The organism is Cellulomonas sp. NEAU-ZC6 (genome assembly GCF_056844425.1).
Genome location: NZ_JBXFYH010000001.1, coordinates 1,465,283 through 1,481,145 on the forward strand (window position 1 = coordinate 1,465,283; position 15,863 = coordinate 1,481,145).

Annotated in this window: 16 protein-coding genes; 9 read left to right on the plus strand and 7 right to left on the minus strand. The window is 75.8% G+C overall.

Annotated features, from left to right (window positions below; all coding sequences use genetic code 11):
* Nucleotides 1–50: 50 nt before the first annotated feature.
* Genes AC1050_RS06715 through AC1050_RS06725 form a run of 3 tightly spaced genes read left to right on the plus strand, consistent with a single transcriptional unit; the run spans nt 51 to nt 3,078 of the window.
* On the plus strand, nt 51–1,082 hold the full coding sequence (locus AC1050_RS06715) for a permuted SH3 domain-containing protein (RefSeq protein ID WP_482386582.1): 1,032 nt from the start codon (nt 51–53) through the stop codon (nt 1,080–1,082).
* Nucleotides 1,079–1,879: an ABC transporter ATP-binding protein gene (locus AC1050_RS06720; protein ID WP_482387251.1), complete on the plus strand. Its 801-nt coding sequence runs from the start codon at nt 1,079–1,081 to the stop codon at nt 1,877–1,879. Before AC1050_RS06715 ends, AC1050_RS06720 begins: the two co-directional genes overlap by 4 nt.
* Nucleotides 1,876–3,078 carry an ABC transporter permease gene (locus AC1050_RS06725; RefSeq protein ID WP_482386583.1) on the plus strand — a complete coding sequence of 401 codons (1,203 nt, stop codon included), beginning with the start codon at nt 1,876–1,878 and terminating at the stop codon, nt 3,076–3,078. Before AC1050_RS06720 ends, AC1050_RS06725 begins: the two co-directional genes overlap by 4 nt.
* Here AC1050_RS06725 and AC1050_RS06730 read toward each other — a convergent pair whose 3' ends face one another.
* Complete coding sequence (locus AC1050_RS06730; protein ID WP_482386584.1) at nt 3,079–3,654, minus strand: winged helix-turn-helix transcriptional regulator; 576 nt, start codon at nt 3,652–3,654, stop codon at nt 3,079–3,081. It abuts the gene before it with no gap.
* 57 nt (nt 3,655–3,711) lie between these two features.
* Here AC1050_RS06730 and AC1050_RS06735 point away from each other — a divergent pair, with 57 nt between their 5' ends.
* Nucleotides 3,712–5,079 carry an MFS transporter gene (locus tag AC1050_RS06735; protein ID WP_482386585.1) on the plus strand — a complete coding sequence of 456 codons (1,368 nt, stop codon included), beginning with the start codon at nt 3,712–3,714 and terminating at the stop codon, nt 5,077–5,079.
* An 81-nt stretch (nt 5,080–5,160) separates the two neighbouring features.
* Here the strand turns inward: AC1050_RS06735 and AC1050_RS06740 are convergent, their stop codons facing one another.
* Together AC1050_RS06740 and AC1050_RS06745 are read right to left on the minus strand one after the other, a co-directional pair.
* A complete protein-coding gene (locus AC1050_RS06740) occupies nt 5,161–5,973 on the minus strand; it encodes an exodeoxyribonuclease III (RefSeq protein ID WP_482386586.1) in 813 nt (270 codons plus the stop codon).
* 47 nt (nt 5,974–6,020) lie between these two features.
* Nucleotides 6,021–7,307, minus strand: a complete 1,287-nt coding sequence (locus tag AC1050_RS06745) for a TetR family transcriptional regulator (RefSeq protein WP_482386587.1) — start codon at nt 7,305–7,307, stop codon at nt 6,021–6,023.
* 86 nt (nt 7,308–7,393) lie between these two features.
* Between AC1050_RS06745 and AC1050_RS06750 the strand changes: the two genes are divergently transcribed.
* From AC1050_RS06750 to AC1050_RS06770, 5 genes are all read left to right on the plus strand, one after another.
* Nucleotides 7,394–8,299 (plus strand): ATP-binding cassette domain-containing protein, encoded by a 906-nt coding sequence (locus AC1050_RS06750; RefSeq protein WP_482386588.1) that lies wholly within the window; start codon nt 7,394–7,396, stop codon nt 8,297–8,299.
* Nucleotides 8,296–9,108 carry an ABC transporter permease gene (locus tag AC1050_RS06755; RefSeq protein WP_482386589.1) on the plus strand — a complete coding sequence of 271 codons (813 nt, stop codon included), beginning with the start codon at nt 8,296–8,298 and terminating at the stop codon, nt 9,106–9,108. The genes AC1050_RS06750 and AC1050_RS06755 overlap by 4 nt, the downstream gene beginning before the upstream one ends.
* 101 nt (nt 9,109–9,209) lie before the next feature.
* Nucleotides 9,210–10,394 (plus strand): MalY/PatB family protein, encoded by a 1,185-nt coding sequence (locus AC1050_RS06760; RefSeq protein ID WP_482386590.1) that lies wholly within the window; start codon nt 9,210–9,212, stop codon nt 10,392–10,394.
* A 51-nt stretch (nt 10,395–10,445) separates the two neighbouring features.
* Nucleotides 10,446–11,987, plus strand: a complete 1,542-nt coding sequence (locus AC1050_RS06765; protein WP_482386591.1) for a purine-cytosine permease family protein — start codon at nt 10,446–10,448, stop codon at nt 11,985–11,987.
* Nucleotides 11,984–12,625: a cysteine hydrolase family protein gene (locus AC1050_RS06770; protein ID WP_482386592.1), complete on the plus strand. Its 642-nt coding sequence runs from the start codon at nt 11,984–11,986 to the stop codon at nt 12,623–12,625. Before AC1050_RS06765 ends, AC1050_RS06770 begins: the two co-directional genes overlap by 4 nt.
* Before the next feature lie 26 nt (nt 12,626–12,651).
* Here the strand turns inward: AC1050_RS06770 and AC1050_RS06775 are convergent, their stop codons facing one another.
* The 4 genes from AC1050_RS06775 to AC1050_RS06790 form a co-directional block, all read right to left on the minus strand.
* Nucleotides 12,652–13,698, minus strand: a complete 1,047-nt coding sequence (locus AC1050_RS06775; protein WP_482386593.1) for a YihY/virulence factor BrkB family protein — start codon at nt 13,696–13,698, stop codon at nt 12,652–12,654.
* Nucleotides 13,699–13,799: 101 nt separating this feature from the next.
* A complete protein-coding gene (locus tag AC1050_RS06780) occupies nt 13,800–14,339 on the minus strand; it encodes a 2'-5' RNA ligase family protein (RefSeq protein WP_482386594.1) in 540 nt (179 codons plus the stop codon).
* Nucleotides 14,336–15,358: a tryptophan--tRNA ligase gene (gene trpS, locus AC1050_RS06785; RefSeq protein ID WP_482386595.1), complete on the minus strand. Its 1,023-nt coding sequence runs from the start codon at nt 15,356–15,358 to the stop codon at nt 14,336–14,338. Before trpS ends, AC1050_RS06780 begins: the two co-directional genes overlap by 4 nt.
* An 80-nt stretch (nt 15,359–15,438) precedes the next feature.
* Nucleotides 15,439–15,831, minus strand: coding sequence for a twin-arginine translocase TatA/TatE family subunit (locus AC1050_RS06790; RefSeq protein WP_482386596.1), 393 nt, complete (start codon nt 15,829–15,831; stop codon nt 15,439–15,441).
* Nucleotides 15,832–15,863: the final 32 nt, after the last annotated feature.

A 15,863-nucleotide genomic window follows, 5' to 3' on the forward strand; every position in this document is an offset into this window, starting at 1 on the left:
CGACATAGCGTTCGGCGACCGGTCGCGCGCGTGCACCCGAGGGAGGCGCCGTGGGCGTCACACGCAGGATCGTGTTCCCCGCGATCCGCATCGTGCTGTGGGCGGTCATCGCCGTCGCGCTGGCCAAGATCGCGTTCACCGGCGCCGGCTCGGCGGCGCAGGCCGAGGACCCGCTGCAGCCGTCCATCGAGGTCGTGGAGCCGCAGGTGGCGGTCACCACGGGCACCGTGACCAACGCGGTCACCGTGTCGGCGGCCGTCGTCGCCGACCCGGCCGTCCCTGTGCGCGCCACGATGGCCGCGGGCGTGCACCGCCTGCTCGCCGAGGAGGGGCAGGTCGTCGCCGCCGACACCCCCGTGCTGGAGCTGCGCTCCGAGACGCCGGTGGACCCGACGGTCACCACGGACCCCGAGACGGGCCTGGAGACGGTCACCGAGCACAAGCCGAAGGTCCGGTGGGAGACGGTGCGCGCCGGGACCGCCGGCGTCCTGCACCTGACGGTGCTCGCGGACCAGGTCGTCGCGGTGGGCGACGTCGTCGGCTCGGTGGCCCCCGGCACGCTGTCGGTGCAGGGCACCCTGACGCCGGACCAGCAGTACCGGCTGATCGACGCGCCGGGCGAGGCGACGGTCACGCTCAAGGGCGGGCCCGCGCCGTTCGTGTGCACCGGGCTGCGGATCGGCGCGGCCGCGCAGGACCCGGCGGCACCGGAGGACCCCGCGGCACCGGCCGCGACCCCGTCCTCGGGCACCGTGACCTGCGCGGTGCCGGCCGGGGTGACGGCGTTCCCCGGGCTGGGCGCCGACGTGGAGATCGTGAACGGCACCGCCGACGGCGCGCTCCTGGTGCCCGTGACGGCGGTGCAGGGCTCGGTGCAGAACGGCAACGTCTGGCTGGTCGCCGCGGACGGCAGCACCGAGGAGCGCGCCATCGTCCTCGGCCTCACCGACGGCGAGCAGGTGCAGGTAGTCGAGGGCCTCGCCGAGGGCGACACGGTGCTCGAGTACGCGCCGGTGCCCGGCGCGGGCGACGTCGACTGCACCGACCCCGCCACCGCCGACCCCGCGATCTGCGGCGGCTGAGCGTGCTCGAGCTGACGGACGTCACCCGCTCGGTGCGGCTCGCCGACGACCGGGTGCTGCACATCCTCACCGGGGTCACGCTCAGCGTCGCCGCCGGCGAGCACGTCGCCGTGGTCGGCCGGTCCGGGACGGGCAAGTCGACGCTGCTGAACATCCTCGGGCTGCTCGACGCGCCCACCGGCGGCGAGTACCTGCTGGACGGCACGTCCACCCGGCGGCTGTCCGGCCGGCGGCGCGCCCGCCTGCGCGGGGAGTCGTTCGGCTTCGTGTTCCAGCAGTTCAACCTGCTGACCGGCCGCACGGTGCTGGAGAACGTCGCGGCGCCGCTGCTGTACGCCCGCGGGCGGCAGTTCTGGTCCCGGAACCGGCTCGCGGCCGAGATGCTGGAGCGCGTCGGGCTCGGCGACCGGCTGGAGGACATGCCGGACCGGCTCTCCGGCGGCGAGCAGCAGCGCGTCGCGATCGCCCGGGCCCTGGTCCGCCGCCCCCGGGTGATCCTCGCCGACGAGCCCACCGGCGCCCTCGACGTGGACACCGGCACCGCGGTCATGACGCTGCTGGACGACATCGCCCGCGAGTCCGGGGCGGCGCTGGTCACCATCACGCACGACCTCGCGGTGGCCGCGCGCTCGGGCCGGCACTACCGGCTCGCCGACGGCGTGCTGGTGCCGGTCACGCTGGTCTCCCCGGACCGGCCGGGGTCCCTGGCCGAGTGGGTGGGCGACGTGCCGACCCTCGGCGCCAGCACCGACGGCGCGACCCCGAGCGGGGCCCTCACCGCCGGGGACCCGCGGTGACCGGGCTGGCCGGCGCGCTCGTCGAGGCGTGGGACGAGCTGCGGGTGCACAAGCTGCGCGTGCTGCTGTCGCTGATCGGGGTGGCGGCCGCCGTCACCGCGATCACCGGGGTCACCGCCGCCGTGGAGATGCTCAGCCAGGCGGGCCGCGAGCAGACCGAGAGGTGGAGCGGCCGGGAGACCACGCTCTCGGTCTCCGCGTGGCCGATGACGGGTTCGGGTGACCCCGCACCGGCGGTCGCGGCCCTGGAGGGCGTCGTGGAGCGGTACTCCGTGACGTACGCGTCGCGGTCCACGTGGGGGCAGATGGCCGTCGACCTGCCGAGCGGCACGCAGCTGCTGCAGGGGCAGCTGGTCGACCCGGACTACGGCGTCATCCACCGGATCGTGCCGGGCGAGGGCCGGTGGTTCGCCGACTCCGACACCGACCGGTTCGCGCCGACGCTCGTGGTCAACGAGGCCTTCCTGGCGGCGCTCGGCGTGCCGGACGTGTCCGGCCACCCGACCGTGGTGCTCCAGGGCCGGCAGCCGGTGCGCGCGGAGATCATCGGGGTGGTGCCCGACCAGTACGCCGAGGAGGGGCCGACCTGGACGGCGCTCGTCGACCAGGCCGACCGCTGGGGGCTGGCGGCCGACCCGTGGCAGCAGGGCGCGTCCGTGCCGCTGCTGGAGCTGTGGGTGCCGCCTGCCGACGTGCCCGCGGTCAAGGAGCGGGTGACCCAGGACCTGCGGGCGGCGCTGCCGGGCTGGCAGGTGGACGTCACCGAGCCGCTGGGCGACGCGGGCGTCCTGGACTCGGCCGCGCGCTGGGTGATCATCGCGGTGAGCGGGTTCGCGCTGCTGCTGGGCGGGCTCGGCCTGCTCAACATCGCGCTGGTGACGGTGCGGCAGCGGATCCGGGAGATCGGCATCCGCCGCTCGTTCGGGGCGACGTCGGGCCGGGTGTTCTTCGGGGTGCTGCTCGAGTCCGTCGTCGCGACGCTCGTGGCCGGCGTGGTCGGCGTGGTGCTGGCGGTGGTCGCGCTGGAGAACCTGCCGGTCGAGCGGCTGCTGGGCACCGGGCTGCAGGACGCGCCGCCGTTCCCGGTCTCCGCGGCGCTCACCGGGCTCGCCTGCGCGGCGGGCGTCGGCGCGGTGGCGGGGCTGCTGCCGGCGCTCTGGGCCGTCCGGGTCAAGGTGATCGACGCGATCCGGTACTGATCACGCGGGCCGGCGCGGCAGCCGGGCGGCGTCCTCGTGCAGGGCGAACAGCACCGAGTACGGCGTCCCGTCCGGGGTGGGCCGCCGCTCGGCGAGCTCGACGAAGAACGCGTCGACCCGCGTCATCAGCTCCGCGTGCTCCTCGGCGCTGAGCCGGACCCCGAGCCGGGTCATCCGCACCGAGTCGGGGTCGGCCTCCGCGACCTCCTCCACGAACGTCGACAGCATCAGCTGCCACTTGCCCGGGAAGTCCGGCGCCCGCCAGGACTTCCGGGTCGCCCGGTACGGCACCTCGCGCGACCCGCGGGCGCCCCGGCGCACCGGGCCGGCGACCAGGAAGCCGCGCTCCACCAGCGTGCGGACGTGGTGCAGCACCGTCGCGGGGTTCTTGCCGAGCCGGTCGGCGATCTCGCGGTTGGTGAGGTCCTCGTCGAGGCACAGCCGCAGGATCCGCAGCCGGACCGAGGACGCGAGGGCGCGGGCGTCGGCGTCCAGCTCGGCAGCGTCGGGCTCCGCGGGACCGGGCCCGGTGCCGTCGGGACGGGCGGGGTCGGGCGCGGGCGACGGAGCGGTCATGGCGTCGATCGTACCCACTGATTGACATCTCTCAATCAGTCGCGCCATCCTGACGGCATGACGACGCCCCCGCCCGCCGGCCCTCCGGTCGACTCCCCGCCGCCCACGGCGCCCGGCACCGCCGCGGCGGACCCGGCGACCGGGCCCGTGGCCGAGGCGGCGAGCGGTCCGGCAGCCGGGCGGCGCCGCTCCCTCGCCCGGCACCCGGACTTCCGCCGCCTCTGGGCGGGCGACGCGCTCGGTCAGCTGGGGTTCCAGCTGACCGGCATCGCGCTGCCGGTGCTCGCGGTGCGCGACCTCGGCGCGACCGAGTGGCAGATGGGCCTGCTCACCGCGGCGGAGACCGCGGCGTTCCTCGTCATCGGGCTGCCGACCGGAGCGTGGGTGGACCGGATGCGCAAGCGCCGGGTGCTCATCACGGCCGACCTGGTGCGCGCGGCGACGCTCGCCGTCGTCGTGGCGCTCGCGCTGACCGGCCAGGCCTCCATGGGCGTGCTGTACGCCGGGGCGCTCGTGATGAGCGTCGCCACGGTGTTCTTCGACGTGGCGCACCAGTCGTACGTGCCCGGGCTGGTCGGGCTCGAGCACATCGGCGAGGGCAACGCGAAGCTGCAGGCGACCCAGTCGGTGGCGGGCGTCGCCGGCCCGGCGCTGGGCGGGGCGCTGCTCCGTGTCCTCGCGGCACCGGTGCTGCTGGCGGTCAACGCCGGCACCTACCTGGTCTCGGCGTTCGCGCTGTCCCGGATCCGCCAGGTCGAGCAGCTGCCGCCCGCCGCGGACCGCCGGCCGCTGAAGACCGAGATCGCCGAGGGCCTGCAGTTCGTGCTGCGGCAGCCGCTGCTGCGCCGGATCGTCGCGTGCACCGCGATCGGGAACCTGTTCACCGCGGCCGCCGGGGCGGTGACGGTGATCTACGCGCTGCGCGTCCTCGGACTGGACGCCGCCGCGTACGGGACGGTGCTGTCCGCGTCGGCCGTCGGCGGGCTGCTGGGCGCGCTCGCCTCGGACCGCCTGGTCCGGTGGGTCGGCGAGGGCCGGGTCATCCCGCTCGCCGCGCTGGCGTTCGCCCCGGGCGCGGCCCTCACCCCGCTGGCCGTGGTGCTGCCGTTCCCGCCGCAGGCCACCCTGATCGCGGGCGGCGTGCTGTTCTACGGCGCGGTGGTGACCTACAACGTCGCGCAGGTCAGCTTCCGGCAGCGGATCTGCCCACCGCCGCTGCTCGGCCGGATGAACGCCTCCGTCCGGTTCATCGTGTGGGGCACGACGCCGTTCGGCGGGCTGCTCGGCGGCTGGCTCGGGCACACGTGGGGCGCGCTGCCCACGCTCTGGGTCGGGGTGGCGGGGTCCGTCGTCGCCGCCCTGCCGGTGCTGCTGTCGCCGCTGCTGCGGATGCGCGAGCTGCCTGGGGCGCCCGCGCCGGTGTGACGGAGCCCGCCGGCGCGAGGGGCGCCCGCGCCGGAAAGCCGGACGCCCCCGCCGACGTGCCGGAGGCCGTCCGCGCCGCGGTCAGACGTCGTACGTGACGACCACCGGCGCGTGGTCGCTGAACCGCGCGTCGTAGGTGGCGGCGCGGTCGATCTCCACCGAGCGCACCCGGTCCCCGAGCCCCGCCGTCGCGAGCTGGTAGTCGATCCGCCAGCCGGAGTCGTTGTCGAACGCCTGCCCGCGCCAGGACCACCACGTGTACGGGCCGGGGCCGTCCCCGCCGTGCTCGCGGCCCAGGTCGCGCCAGCCCTGCTCGTCGAACCAGGTGTCCAGGTACGCGCGCTCCTCGGGCAGGAAGCCCGCGGCCGTGCGGTTGCCCTTCCAGTTCTTGATGTCGACCTCGCGGTGGGCGATGTTGAGGTCGCCCGCGACGACGGCGTCGTGCTCGCCGCCGGCCAGCTCGGCCATCCGCTTGGTCATGACGTCGAGGAACGCGTACTTCTCGTCCATCTTCGGGGTGCCGGCCTGACCGGAGTGCACGTACGCCGACACGACGGTCAGCACGCGCGGCCGTCCGCCGTCGACCGCGGGCAGCTCGAGGTCGGCCTCGACCCAGCGGCCGCTGTCCGTCGGCACGCCCGTCCCGATGCCGATCCGCACGGCGCTCATCGGCAGCCGGGACGCGATCGCGACGCCCGCGCGCCCCTTCGTCTCGCTGGCCTCGTGCGCCAGGTGCCAGCCCTCGACGGACAGGTGGTCGGCGAGGATCTCGTCGGACGCGCGCACCTCCTGCAGCAGCAGGACGTCGGGCCGGCGGGCCTCGACCCACTCCCCCATCCCCCGCTTGAAGGCGGCTCGGATCCCGTTCACGTTCGCAGTCGCTACCGTCAGCACGCGCACCATCCAACCGCACGGCACCGACACGACGTGCATCGGCGAGGTCAGCCGCCCGCTACCCGCCGAGCCGCCCGCGCGGCGGCGCGCTCGACCAGGGCCGCCACGCCGTCGAGCATCAGCCGCAGGCCCCAGTCGTGCTCCTCCACCGGCTCCACGCCCGGCGGTTCCGGGTCGAACGCCCCCGCCGCGAGCGCCTCGGCGAGCACCGGGTGCTGCTCGGGGTCCGTCACGGCGCGGAGGAGCCCGGCGTAGTCGACCAGCGCCGGGTGCGGCGCGAGGTCCTGGCTGCCCTCGCTGGTCCCGGCGGCCTCGGCCGCCCGCGCGGCCCGGACCTCCGCCGCGACGACCTGCCCCTCGCTCAGCAGGTGCAGGGAGAGCCGGCCGACCACGGCCGTCTTCTCCGACCAGGTCAGCGGCGTGCCGCCGAGCGCGCGCAGACCCCGCTCGATGAAGGCGATCCGCGCGGGCCCGGGCAGCGCGGCCGCGACCGCCGGCTCGACGGACCACGGGTGCACGGACGCCAGGCCGAGCTGGTCGCGGCACCAGCGCTCCAGCGCGGGCCGCCAGCCGGGCTCGTGGTCGTCGTCGGCCCGGGCGGCGTCCGCCGCCTCGACGGCCTCGCGCAGCGCGGTCTCCATCATCAGCGCGAGCAGGTCGTCCTTGCTGGACACGTACCGGTAGAGCGCCATCGTGGTGACGCCCAGCCGCTCCGCGACCCGCGCCATCGACACCCCGGCCAGCCCGTCGGCGTCCGCGAGCGCGATCGCCGCCCCGGCGATCCCCGCCGTCGTCAGCCCGGGCCGCGGCCCGCGCCGACGCACGGGTGCGGGTCGCCAGAGCAGCGCGAGCCCGGGCGGCAGGTCCGGGGCGCCGGCGTCCGGCGTCCCGTCCTGCTCCGCGGGGTCCTCGGCCGCCAGCGCCCGCAGCCGGGCGCGCTCCACCTGGCGTGCCGCGCGCTGCGCGGCCAGCACGGCGTCCAGCGCGGCCTTCTGCGCCTCGCGCTCGGCCCGGTCCGCCTCCCGCTCGACGTCCCGGACGGCGCGGTCCTGCTCGGCGCGCAGCCGCATCTCCTCCTTGGCCGCCGCGCGGACCGCCTTGTCCCGGTCCCGCTGCGCCTTCTCGGCGTCGCGCGCGGCGCGGTCCCGGTCGCGCTCGGCCCGCGCGAGCTCCTTGGCGGCGGCGCGGGCGGCCTTCTCCCGGTCCTTGCGCAGCGCCTCGGCGTGCCGGCGCGCGTGCTCGTCCACCGGCTCTGCCGGCTCGAGCGGCTGGAGCGGCTCGGGCGGCTCGTGCGGCTCGGGCGAGGTCGGCACGGGGTGGTCCTCGGGTGACATCGGGCTCCTTGACTGCTGGGACCGGAACTGTGTACAACATACACATCAGCCGATCCGTGTACGACGTAGACAGAAAGGAGCCGGCGGTGGAGACGCTCATGATCGAGACCCGGGGCCTGCGCAAGGCGTTCGGGTCCACCACGGTGCTGACGGCCGTCGACCTGGCCGTGCCGCGGGGCCAGGTCCTCGCCCTGCTCGGCCCGAACGGCGCGGGCAAGACCACCACGGTCGAGATCCTCAGCACGCTGCTGCGCCCCGACGGCGGCACCGCCGCGGTCGCCGGGCACGACGTCGTGCGCGCCGGGGACCGGGTGCGCGAGGCGATCAGCCTCACCGGCCAGTACACGGCCGTCGACCAGCTGCTCACCGGCCGGGAGAACCTCCGGCTGATGGCGCGGCTGGCGCACCTGCCCCGCGAGTACGGCCGGCGCCGGGCCGACGACCTGCTCGGGCTGTTCGACCTCGCCGACGCCGCGGACCGCCTGGTCCGCACCTACTCCGGCGGGATGCGACGGCGCCTGGACCTGGCCGTCAGCCTGCTGACCCGGCCGCAGGTGATCTTCCTGGACGAGCCGACGACCGGGCTGGACCCGCGCAGCCGCCAGGACCTGTGGGCGGTCATCCGGGGCGTGGTGGCCGAGGGCGCGACGGTGCTCCTCACGACGCAGTACCTGGACGAGGCCGACGCCCTGGCCGACCGCGTCGCGGTCCTGCACCACGGCCACGTCATCGCCGAGGGCACGGCCGACGAGCTCAAGCAGGGGGTGGGCGCGGCCCACGTCGAGCTGCAGCTGGCCGACGGCCGCACGGAGCGGATCGCCACCGACGCCTCCGTCCCGGACGTGCGCCGCATCCTCGCCGACGTCGAGCTGCGCCGGCTGCCCGTCACCGGGTGGCGCGTCGCGGTGCCGACGCTCGACGACGTGTTCCTCACCCTGACCGGCAGCCCGGCGGACGCCGAGCCCGCCCTCGCCGCCCGGGAGGCGTCGTGACCACCACCACCGCACCCGCACCCGCACGCGCCACCGCCACCGCGCCGTTCGGCGGCTGGGCGCTGCAGGACACCGCCGCCATGATCGGGCGCAGCCTGCGCCGGTCGCTGCGCACGCCCGACACGCTGATCATGGGCATCGCCCTGCCGGTCATCCTCATGCTGCTGTTCGTCTACGTGTTCGGCGGGGCCATCCAGACCGGCCAGGCCGCGTACGTCGACTACGTGGTCCCGGGCATCGTCCTGCTCTGCGCCGGGTACGGCGCCGCGACCACGGCGGTGTCCGTCGCCTCGGACATGACCGACGGCCTGATGAACCGGTTCCGCACGCTGCCCGTCCGCCCGGTCGCCGCCCTCACGGGGCACGTCGTGGAGTCCCTGGTGCGCAACGCCGTGTCGACGGCGCTGGTGATCGGGGTCGCGTTCGCCGCCGGCTTCCGCCCCACGGCGGGGCTCGGCGAGTGGCTCGCGGTCGCGGGGCTCGTGCTGCTGTACGTGCTGGCCCTCACCTGGACGGCCGTCGCGATCGGCATCGTCGCCTCGGGGCCGGAGGCCGCCAACGGGTTCACGTTCGCGATCATGTTCCTGCCGTACGTGTCGAGCGCCTTCGTCCCGCCGGAGTCGATGCCGCGGGTGCTCGAGGTGATCGCGACGTACCAGCCGGTCACCCCGGTGACGGACACCGTCCGCGCGTGGCTGACGGGGGCGCCCGGCGGGCAGCCGCTGGTCGCGCTCGCCTGGTGCGTCGGGCTGCTCGTCGTCGCCCGGCTCACCGCCGCCTGGCTGTTCCGGCGCCGCGCCGCCCGGTGACCGCGTCCCGACCCCGTTCGTGACCACGGCGCGCGCGCGGTCGTCCCCAGGCTCCGGCCGCGGGGGTGACCGCGGGCGTCGTCGGTGGTGGGATGGGGTGCATGACCGAGGGCACCACGGCACGCGAGCGGTTCGCCGCCGACGCCGACCGACGCACCGTCGCCGACCTCCGCGCGGCCGGGGGCCTGAAGTGGTCCCTGTTCCCGGACCGGATCGGGGCGTTCGTCGCGGAGGCCGACTTCGGCACCGCTCCCGTCGTCCGGGACGCGCTGCGCGAGGCGGTCGAGGCCGAGCGGTTCGGGTACCTGCCGCCGTCCGCCGCCGAGGCGATGGCCCGGGCGTACGCCGGCTGGTCCGCCGAGCGGTACGGCTGGGCGCCGCCGGCCGAGCGGGTGCGGCCCGTGGGCGACGTCATGGCCGCGTTCCGGGCGACCGTCCGGCACCTCACCGCCCCGGGCTCGACGATCGTGCTGCCGACGCCCGCGTACATGCCGTTCCTCACCGTGCCCGCCACCCTCGGCCGGGGGGTCGTCGAGGTGCCGCTGGTCCCCGACGGCGACCGGCTGGTGCACGACCTCGACGCGATCGGCCGGGCGCTGGCCGACGGCGGCGGGCTGCTGGTGCTGTGCAACCCGCACAACCCGACGGGCCGGGTGCTCGACCGCGAGGAGCTGCTGGGCGTCGCCGCGGTGGCCGAGGCGCACGGCGCCCGGGTGTTCGCCGACGAGATCCACGCACCGCTCGTGTACGCGGGCCGGCGGCACGTCCCGTACGCGTCCGTCTCCCCCGCCGCCGCCGCGCACGCCGTCACCGCGACCTCGGCGTCGAAGGCGTGGAACGTGCCCGGCCTCAAGTGCGCGCAGGTCGTGCTGACCTCGGACGCCGACGCGGCCGTGTGGCAGGAGGTCGGCGAGGAGTACGAGCACGGCGCCTCCCAGCTCGGCGTCGTCGCGAGCACCGCCGCGTACACCGCGGGCGGGCCGTGGCTGGACGACGCCCTGGCCTACCTCGACGGCAACCGGCGCGAGCTCGCCGCCCTGCTGGCCGAGCAGCTGCCCGCCGTCCGCTACACGCCGCCCGAGGGCACCTACCTGGCCTGGCTCGACTGCCGCGGCCTCGGCCTCGGCGACCACCCCGGGCAGCACTTCGCCCGCAGCGGCGTGGCGCTGACCGACGGGCCCGCGTGCGGCCGGGCCGGCCACGGGTTCGCGCGCTACACGCTCGCGACGCCCCGGCCCGTGCTGCGGGACACCGTCCAGCGCCTGGCCGCGGCCGTGCCGGGCTGACCCGTCGCCCGCCCGCCGTAGCCCGTGCCGTCCCCCGCCCGAGGAGTCCCCGTGCCCGTACCGCCACCCACCGACGCCGTCCCCGCCGCCGACCCCGGCACCGCCGTCCCGCCCGGTCGCGCGCTGGCCGTGGAGTCGGCCGGCGTCGACGTGATCGCCGACCGCGACCGCAAGGGCACCCCGCGCCAGCTGTTCTGGCCGTGGTTCGCGGCCAACGTGTCCGTGCTCGGCCTGTCCTACGGCGCCTGGGTGCTCGACTTCGGGGTGTCCTTCACGCAGGCCGCGGTGGCCAGCGTGGTGGGCATCGTGTTCTCGTTCCTGCTGTGCGGCGTCGTGGCGCTGGCGGGCAAGCGGGGTTCGGCGCCGACGATGGTGCTGTCCCGCGCCGCCCTCGGCGTGCAGGGCAACCGGGTGGCCGCGGTGCTGTCCTGGCTGCTCACCGTGGGCTGGGAGACCATCCTCACCGCGCTCGCCACCCTGGCGACGGCCACCGTGGTCGAGGCGCTGGGCTGGGGCGGCGGCTCGGGCGTCCAGGTGGTCGCGCTGGTCGTCGTGGCCGGTCTGATCATCGCGGGCGGGGTGTTCGGCTTCGACCTCATCATGCGGATGCAGACCGTCATCACCGTCGTCACCGCGGTGCTCACCGTGGGCTACGTGCTGCTCGTGCTGGACCACGTCGACCTGGACGCCGTGTCGGCGCTGCCGTCCGGGACCGCCCAGGCGTTCATCGGCGCGCTCGTGTTCATGATGACCGGGTTCGGCCTGGGCTGGGTCAACATGGCCGCCGACTACTCCCGCTACCTGCCGCGGCACGCCTCCGGTACCGGGGTGGTCGCCTGGACGACGTTCGGCGCCTCGCTGGCACCGGTGGTGCTGCTGGTGTTCGGCCTGCTGCTCGCCGGCTCGGACGCCGAGCTGCGCGCCGCGATCAGCGACGACCCGATCGGCGCGCTCACCACCGTGCTGCCGACCTGGTACCTCGTGCCGTTCGCCGTCGTCGCGGTGCTCGGCCTGATCGGCGGGGCCGTGCTCGACATCTACTCCTCCGGCCTGGCCCTGGTCTCCACGGGCCTGCCGATCTCCCGGCCCGTCGCCGCCGGGATCGACGGCGTCATCATGGTCCTCGGCACCGTCTACATCGTGTTCGGCTCGGACACCTTCTTCGGCGTGTTCCAGGGCTTCCTCATCACGCTCGGCGTCCCGATCGCCGCGTGGGCGGGCATCATGCTGGCCGACGTCCTGCTGCGCCGCCGCGACTACGACGACCGCGACCTGTTCCGCCCCGAGGGCCGCTACGGCCGGGCACCCGCGGTGCCGCTCACGCTGCTGGCGGCCGGCACGTTCCTCGGCTGGGGGCTGGTCACCAACGCGTCGGCCGCGTGGCTGTCGTGGCAGGGCTACCTGCTCGGCGTCCTCGGCCTGGGTGGGACCGACGGCGCCTGGGCGTACGCGAACCTCGGGGTGCTGGTCGCCCTCGCGGTGGGGTTCCTCGGGACGCTGCTGCTGCGCCGGTCCGCCGTCCGGCGTGAGGAGGCGCTGCCGCCGTCGTCCGCGGACCTCGACGCCGCGCCCGCCGCCGGGGCCGGCCGGTGAGCGGCCCGGAGGTGGCCGGCGCGGAGCCCGGCACGGTGCGCGGCGCGGTGCCCGGGCGCGCGGTGCTCGTCGCGGTGGACATGCAGCCCGTCTTCGCCGACCCGGAGTCCCCGTGGGCCGCCCCGCGGTTCGCCGAGGTGCTGCCGGTGGTCCGGTCGCTCGCCGACGCCGCGGGCCCCGACCGCACGGTGCTGACCCGGTTCGTCGCCCCGGAGCACCCGGAGGGCGCCTGGGTGCCGTACTACGCCGACTGGCCGTTCGCGCTCCAGCCGCCGGACGCGCCCGCCTACGCGCTGGTCCCGGAGCTCGCCGACCTGGCAGCCGCGGTCCCGGTCGTCACCGCGACGACGTTCGGCAAGTGGGGCGCGGAGCTCGCCCGGCACCTGGCGCCCGGGGACACGATGCTCCTCACGGGCGTCTCGACCGACTGCTGCGTGCTGTCCACCGCTCTGGCGGCGGCCGACGCCGGCATCGCGGTGCGGGTGGTGGCGGACGCCTGCGCCGGCGCGGACGACGCGGCGCACGCCCGCGCGCTGGACGCGATCCGGCTCTACGCGCCGCTCGCGGACGTCGTCGACTCGACGACGGCGCGCGCGATCCTGGCCACGACCGCGTCCGGTCGGGCGACGACGGACTGAGCGCGGCGGGCGCCCGGCCGCGCGGGTCAGGCGGCGGGCTCGGGCTCCCCCGCCTCGGCGTCGGCGTCGGTGTCGGACGGTGCCGGCGGGTCGGCGGTCCACGCGGCCGCCAGGAGCACGATCCGCGCGATCAGGTTGATCCAGATCAGCAGCGTCACGATCACCGCGAAGGACGCCAGGATCGCGTTGTTGTCCGCCGAGCCCGCCACGACCGACGTCCCGAGCACGCGGACCAGACCGAGCCCGACGGCCGCGACCACGGCCCCCTGCCGCAGGTCCCGCCACGCGGGACGCTGGGCGCCGAGCACGATCACGATCAGGCAGAACGTCGCCGCGTCCATCACGAACGCGACCAGGATCCCGGCGCCGCGCAGCACCAGGCTGCCCACCGTCGACCCCTCGAGGCCGAGCAGCCCCAGCGCCCAGTCGGCCGCCGTGGTCGTCGTGATGCTCAGCACCGCGGACAGCAGGATCGCGAAGCCGATGCCGGCGAACCCGCCGAGCTCGCGCAGCTTGCTGCTCACGATGTTCTGCCCGGCGGCGTCGGCGCCGAACATCGCACGGACCGCCGTGCGCAGCGCCGCCATCGCCGAGATCGCGCTGACCAGCAGCACGACGACGGCGATGATGCCCGTCACCCCCAGGCCGGTGCTGAGCACCAGGTCCGCGGGGTCGATGACGCCGTTGTCGTCGCTGCTGGTCTTGACCAGGCCGGGGAGGTTCGAGTCGATGGTGTCCAGCACGGTCTGCCGGAGGGTGTCGTTGCCGCCGAGCACCGCCATGAAGATCGTGTAGCCGATCGCGAGCCCCGCGAACACCGAGAAGATCGTCGCGTAGGCGATGCCGCCGGTCAGCACGCCGCCGCCGGCGACGCCGAACCGCGCGTTCGCCCGGGCCGCGCGGGTCTGCTGCCACCAGCCGAGCAGGTCCTTCAGCCGGGCGGTGACACCGGCGAACCCGCCGGGGTACACCCGGGCGCCGACGTCGCGACGGTTGCCGGCCGCGACGTCCTCGGTGCTGGCCGCGCCGGCGTGTGCCCGCCCGGCGCCCTGCGGTTCGGCCGGGAGTCCCATGCCGACGACCCTAGGAGCCGATCGTCCCCTCGGCATCCGGGCGCGGCGCCGCCCGCGCGCGGCGTCGCCGCTGGTGGTGCGGGTCGTGCGGCCGGTGCGGGTCAGCCGCCGAGCGGGAAGGCGCCGATCGCGCGCCACATGCCGTCGTCGCCGTGCTCGTAGACGTGGATCTCCGTCACGTCGAACCGGGCCTCGTAGTCCGCCATGTCGGCGAACGCCCGGTCCAGCGCCTCCTCGGGCACCTCGTGCGCGATGGTGACGTGCGGGTGGTAGTGGAACCGGAGCTCGCTGCGGAGCACGCCGGCGCGGATGTCGACCTCCAGCAGCTCGCAGGGCGCGATGCCCTCCACGACCTCGACGAACACCACCGGCGACACCGGCCGGAACGAGGCGGTCCCGCGCAGGTGCACCGAGAACGGCGCGTGCTGCGCCGCGACCGCGCGCAGGTGGTCGGCGACGGCGTCGAGCTCCGCGACCGGCACCACGGTCGGGCCGAGCAGCGTGATGTGCGGGCGGATCAGCGACGCCGCGGGGTCGCCCACGCGGGCGCGCGCCGCCTCGAGCTCGGCGGCGTACGGCTCCGGGACGGTGACGGCGACGCCGACCCGGAGCTCCTCGCCGAACGGCCCGGTGGGGTTCATGCGGTCCGGCGGCGCGGCAGCAGCCCGAACCGGTCGGTGACCCGGTCCAGCGTGCCCCGCGCGATGGCCCGGGCACGCTCGGCGCCGTCCTCGAGCACGGCGTCCAGCGAGTCGGGGTCGGACAGGTACCCGTTCACCCGCTCCTGGAACGGCGTCAGGAACTCGGTGACGACCTCGGCCAGGTCCACCTTGAGGTGCCCGTAGCCCTTGCCGTCGTAGTCGGCGACGATCGACTCGACCTCGCGGCCGGTCAGCGCCGAGAAGATCGTCAGCAGGTTCGCGACGCCGGGCTGCTCCGCGCGGTCGTACCGGACCACGCCGACGGCGTCCGTCACGGCGGACTTGATCCGCTTGGTCACCGTCTTCGGCGGGTCGAGCAGCTCGATGATGCCGTTGGGGCTGGCCGCGGACTTGCTCATCTTCGCGGTCGGGTCCTGCAGGTCGTAGATCTTCGCCGTCGCCTTCACGATGTGCGCCTCGGGCACGACCGTCGTGTCGGCGCCGAACCGCCCGTTGAGCCGCTGGGCGAGGTCGCGGGTCAGCTCCAGGTGCTGGCGCTGGTCCTCGCCGACCGGCACCAGGGCCGTGTCGTACAGCAGGATGTCCGCGGCCATGAGGATCGGGTAGGTGAACAGCCCGACCGTGGTGCCCTCGGCGCCCTGCTTGGACGACTTGTCCTTGAACTGCGTCATCCGGCCGGCCTCGCCGAAGCCCGTGACGCAGGACAGCAGCCAGGACAGCTCCGCGTGCTCGGCGACGTGCGACTGCACGAACAGGATCGAGCGCTCCGGGTCCACGCCCGCCGCCAGGTACTGCGCGGCCGTGCGCCGGGTGCGCTCGCGCAGGGCGGCGGGGTCGGGCGCGACCGTCAGGGCGTGCAGGTCCACCACGCAGTACAGCGCGTCGTAGGCGTCCTGGAGCGCGACCCACTGGGTCAGCGCGCCGAGGTAGTTGCCGAGGTGGAGCGAGTCGGAGGTGGGCTGCATCCCGGAGAAGATGCGAGGGGAGCCGGAGACCATGGGTCCATTCTGACGGTTCGTGGGGCCGGTGGGCCCGGTGGGGGGCGGGAGGGGGCGTGCGGCGCGGCGGCCGCGCGTGGTCAGGTGGCCTCGTCGTCGAACGGGGCGGGCACGTCCGGGGCGAGCTGCGTGGTCGCCGCGGGGGCGGCGCGGGACGTCCGCGCGGCGGCACCGGCGCCGGCCGCGGCGGCGGAGGCGCGTGCGCCGGCGGCCGGGGTCTCGGGGTCCAGCAGCGCGTCGCGGACGATGCGCCGCGGGTCGTAGCGCCGGGGGTCGAGCGCCTCCCAGTCGATGTCGCGGGCCTCGTCGCCCAGCTCGTCGTCCACGCGGCGCCGCGCGTCGGCCAGGTAGCGCCGGGCCTGCTTGGTGAGGCGGGCGAGCTGCTCGGCGTACCCGGGCAGCCGCGTCGGTCCGATGACGATCACGGCGACGAGCAGGATCACGAGGAACTCGCCGCCGTTGATGTCGAACACCTGCCCAGGCTACCGCCCGCGGCCCGCGCCTC

Coding starts and splice junctions, on each gene's coding strand:
- AC1050_RS06730 (WP_482386584.1), bottom strand. CDS start 3,654: ATGACCGCTCCGTCGCCCGCGCCCGACCCCGCCCGTCCCGACGGCACC.
- AC1050_RS06735 (WP_482386585.1), top strand. CDS start 3,712: ATGACGACGCCCCCGCCCGCCGGCCCTCCGGTCGACTCCCCGCCGCCC.
- AC1050_RS06745 (WP_482386587.1), bottom strand. CDS start 7,307: ATGTCACCCGAGGACCACCCCGTGCCGACCTCGCCCGAGCCGCACGAG.
- AC1050_RS06760 (WP_482386590.1), top strand. CDS start 9,210: ATGACCGAGGGCACCACGGCACGCGAGCGGTTCGCCGCCGACGCCGAC.
- AC1050_RS06775 (WP_482386593.1), bottom strand. CDS start 13,698: ATGGGACTCCCGGCCGAACCGCAGGGCGCCGGGCGGGCACACGCCGGC.
- AC1050_RS06780 (WP_482386594.1), bottom strand. CDS start 14,339: ATGAACCCCACCGGGCCGTTCGGCGAGGAGCTCCGGGTCGGCGTCGCC.
- trpS (WP_482386595.1), bottom strand. CDS start 15,358: ATGGTCTCCGGCTCCCCTCGCATCTTCTCCGGGATGCAGCCCACCTCC.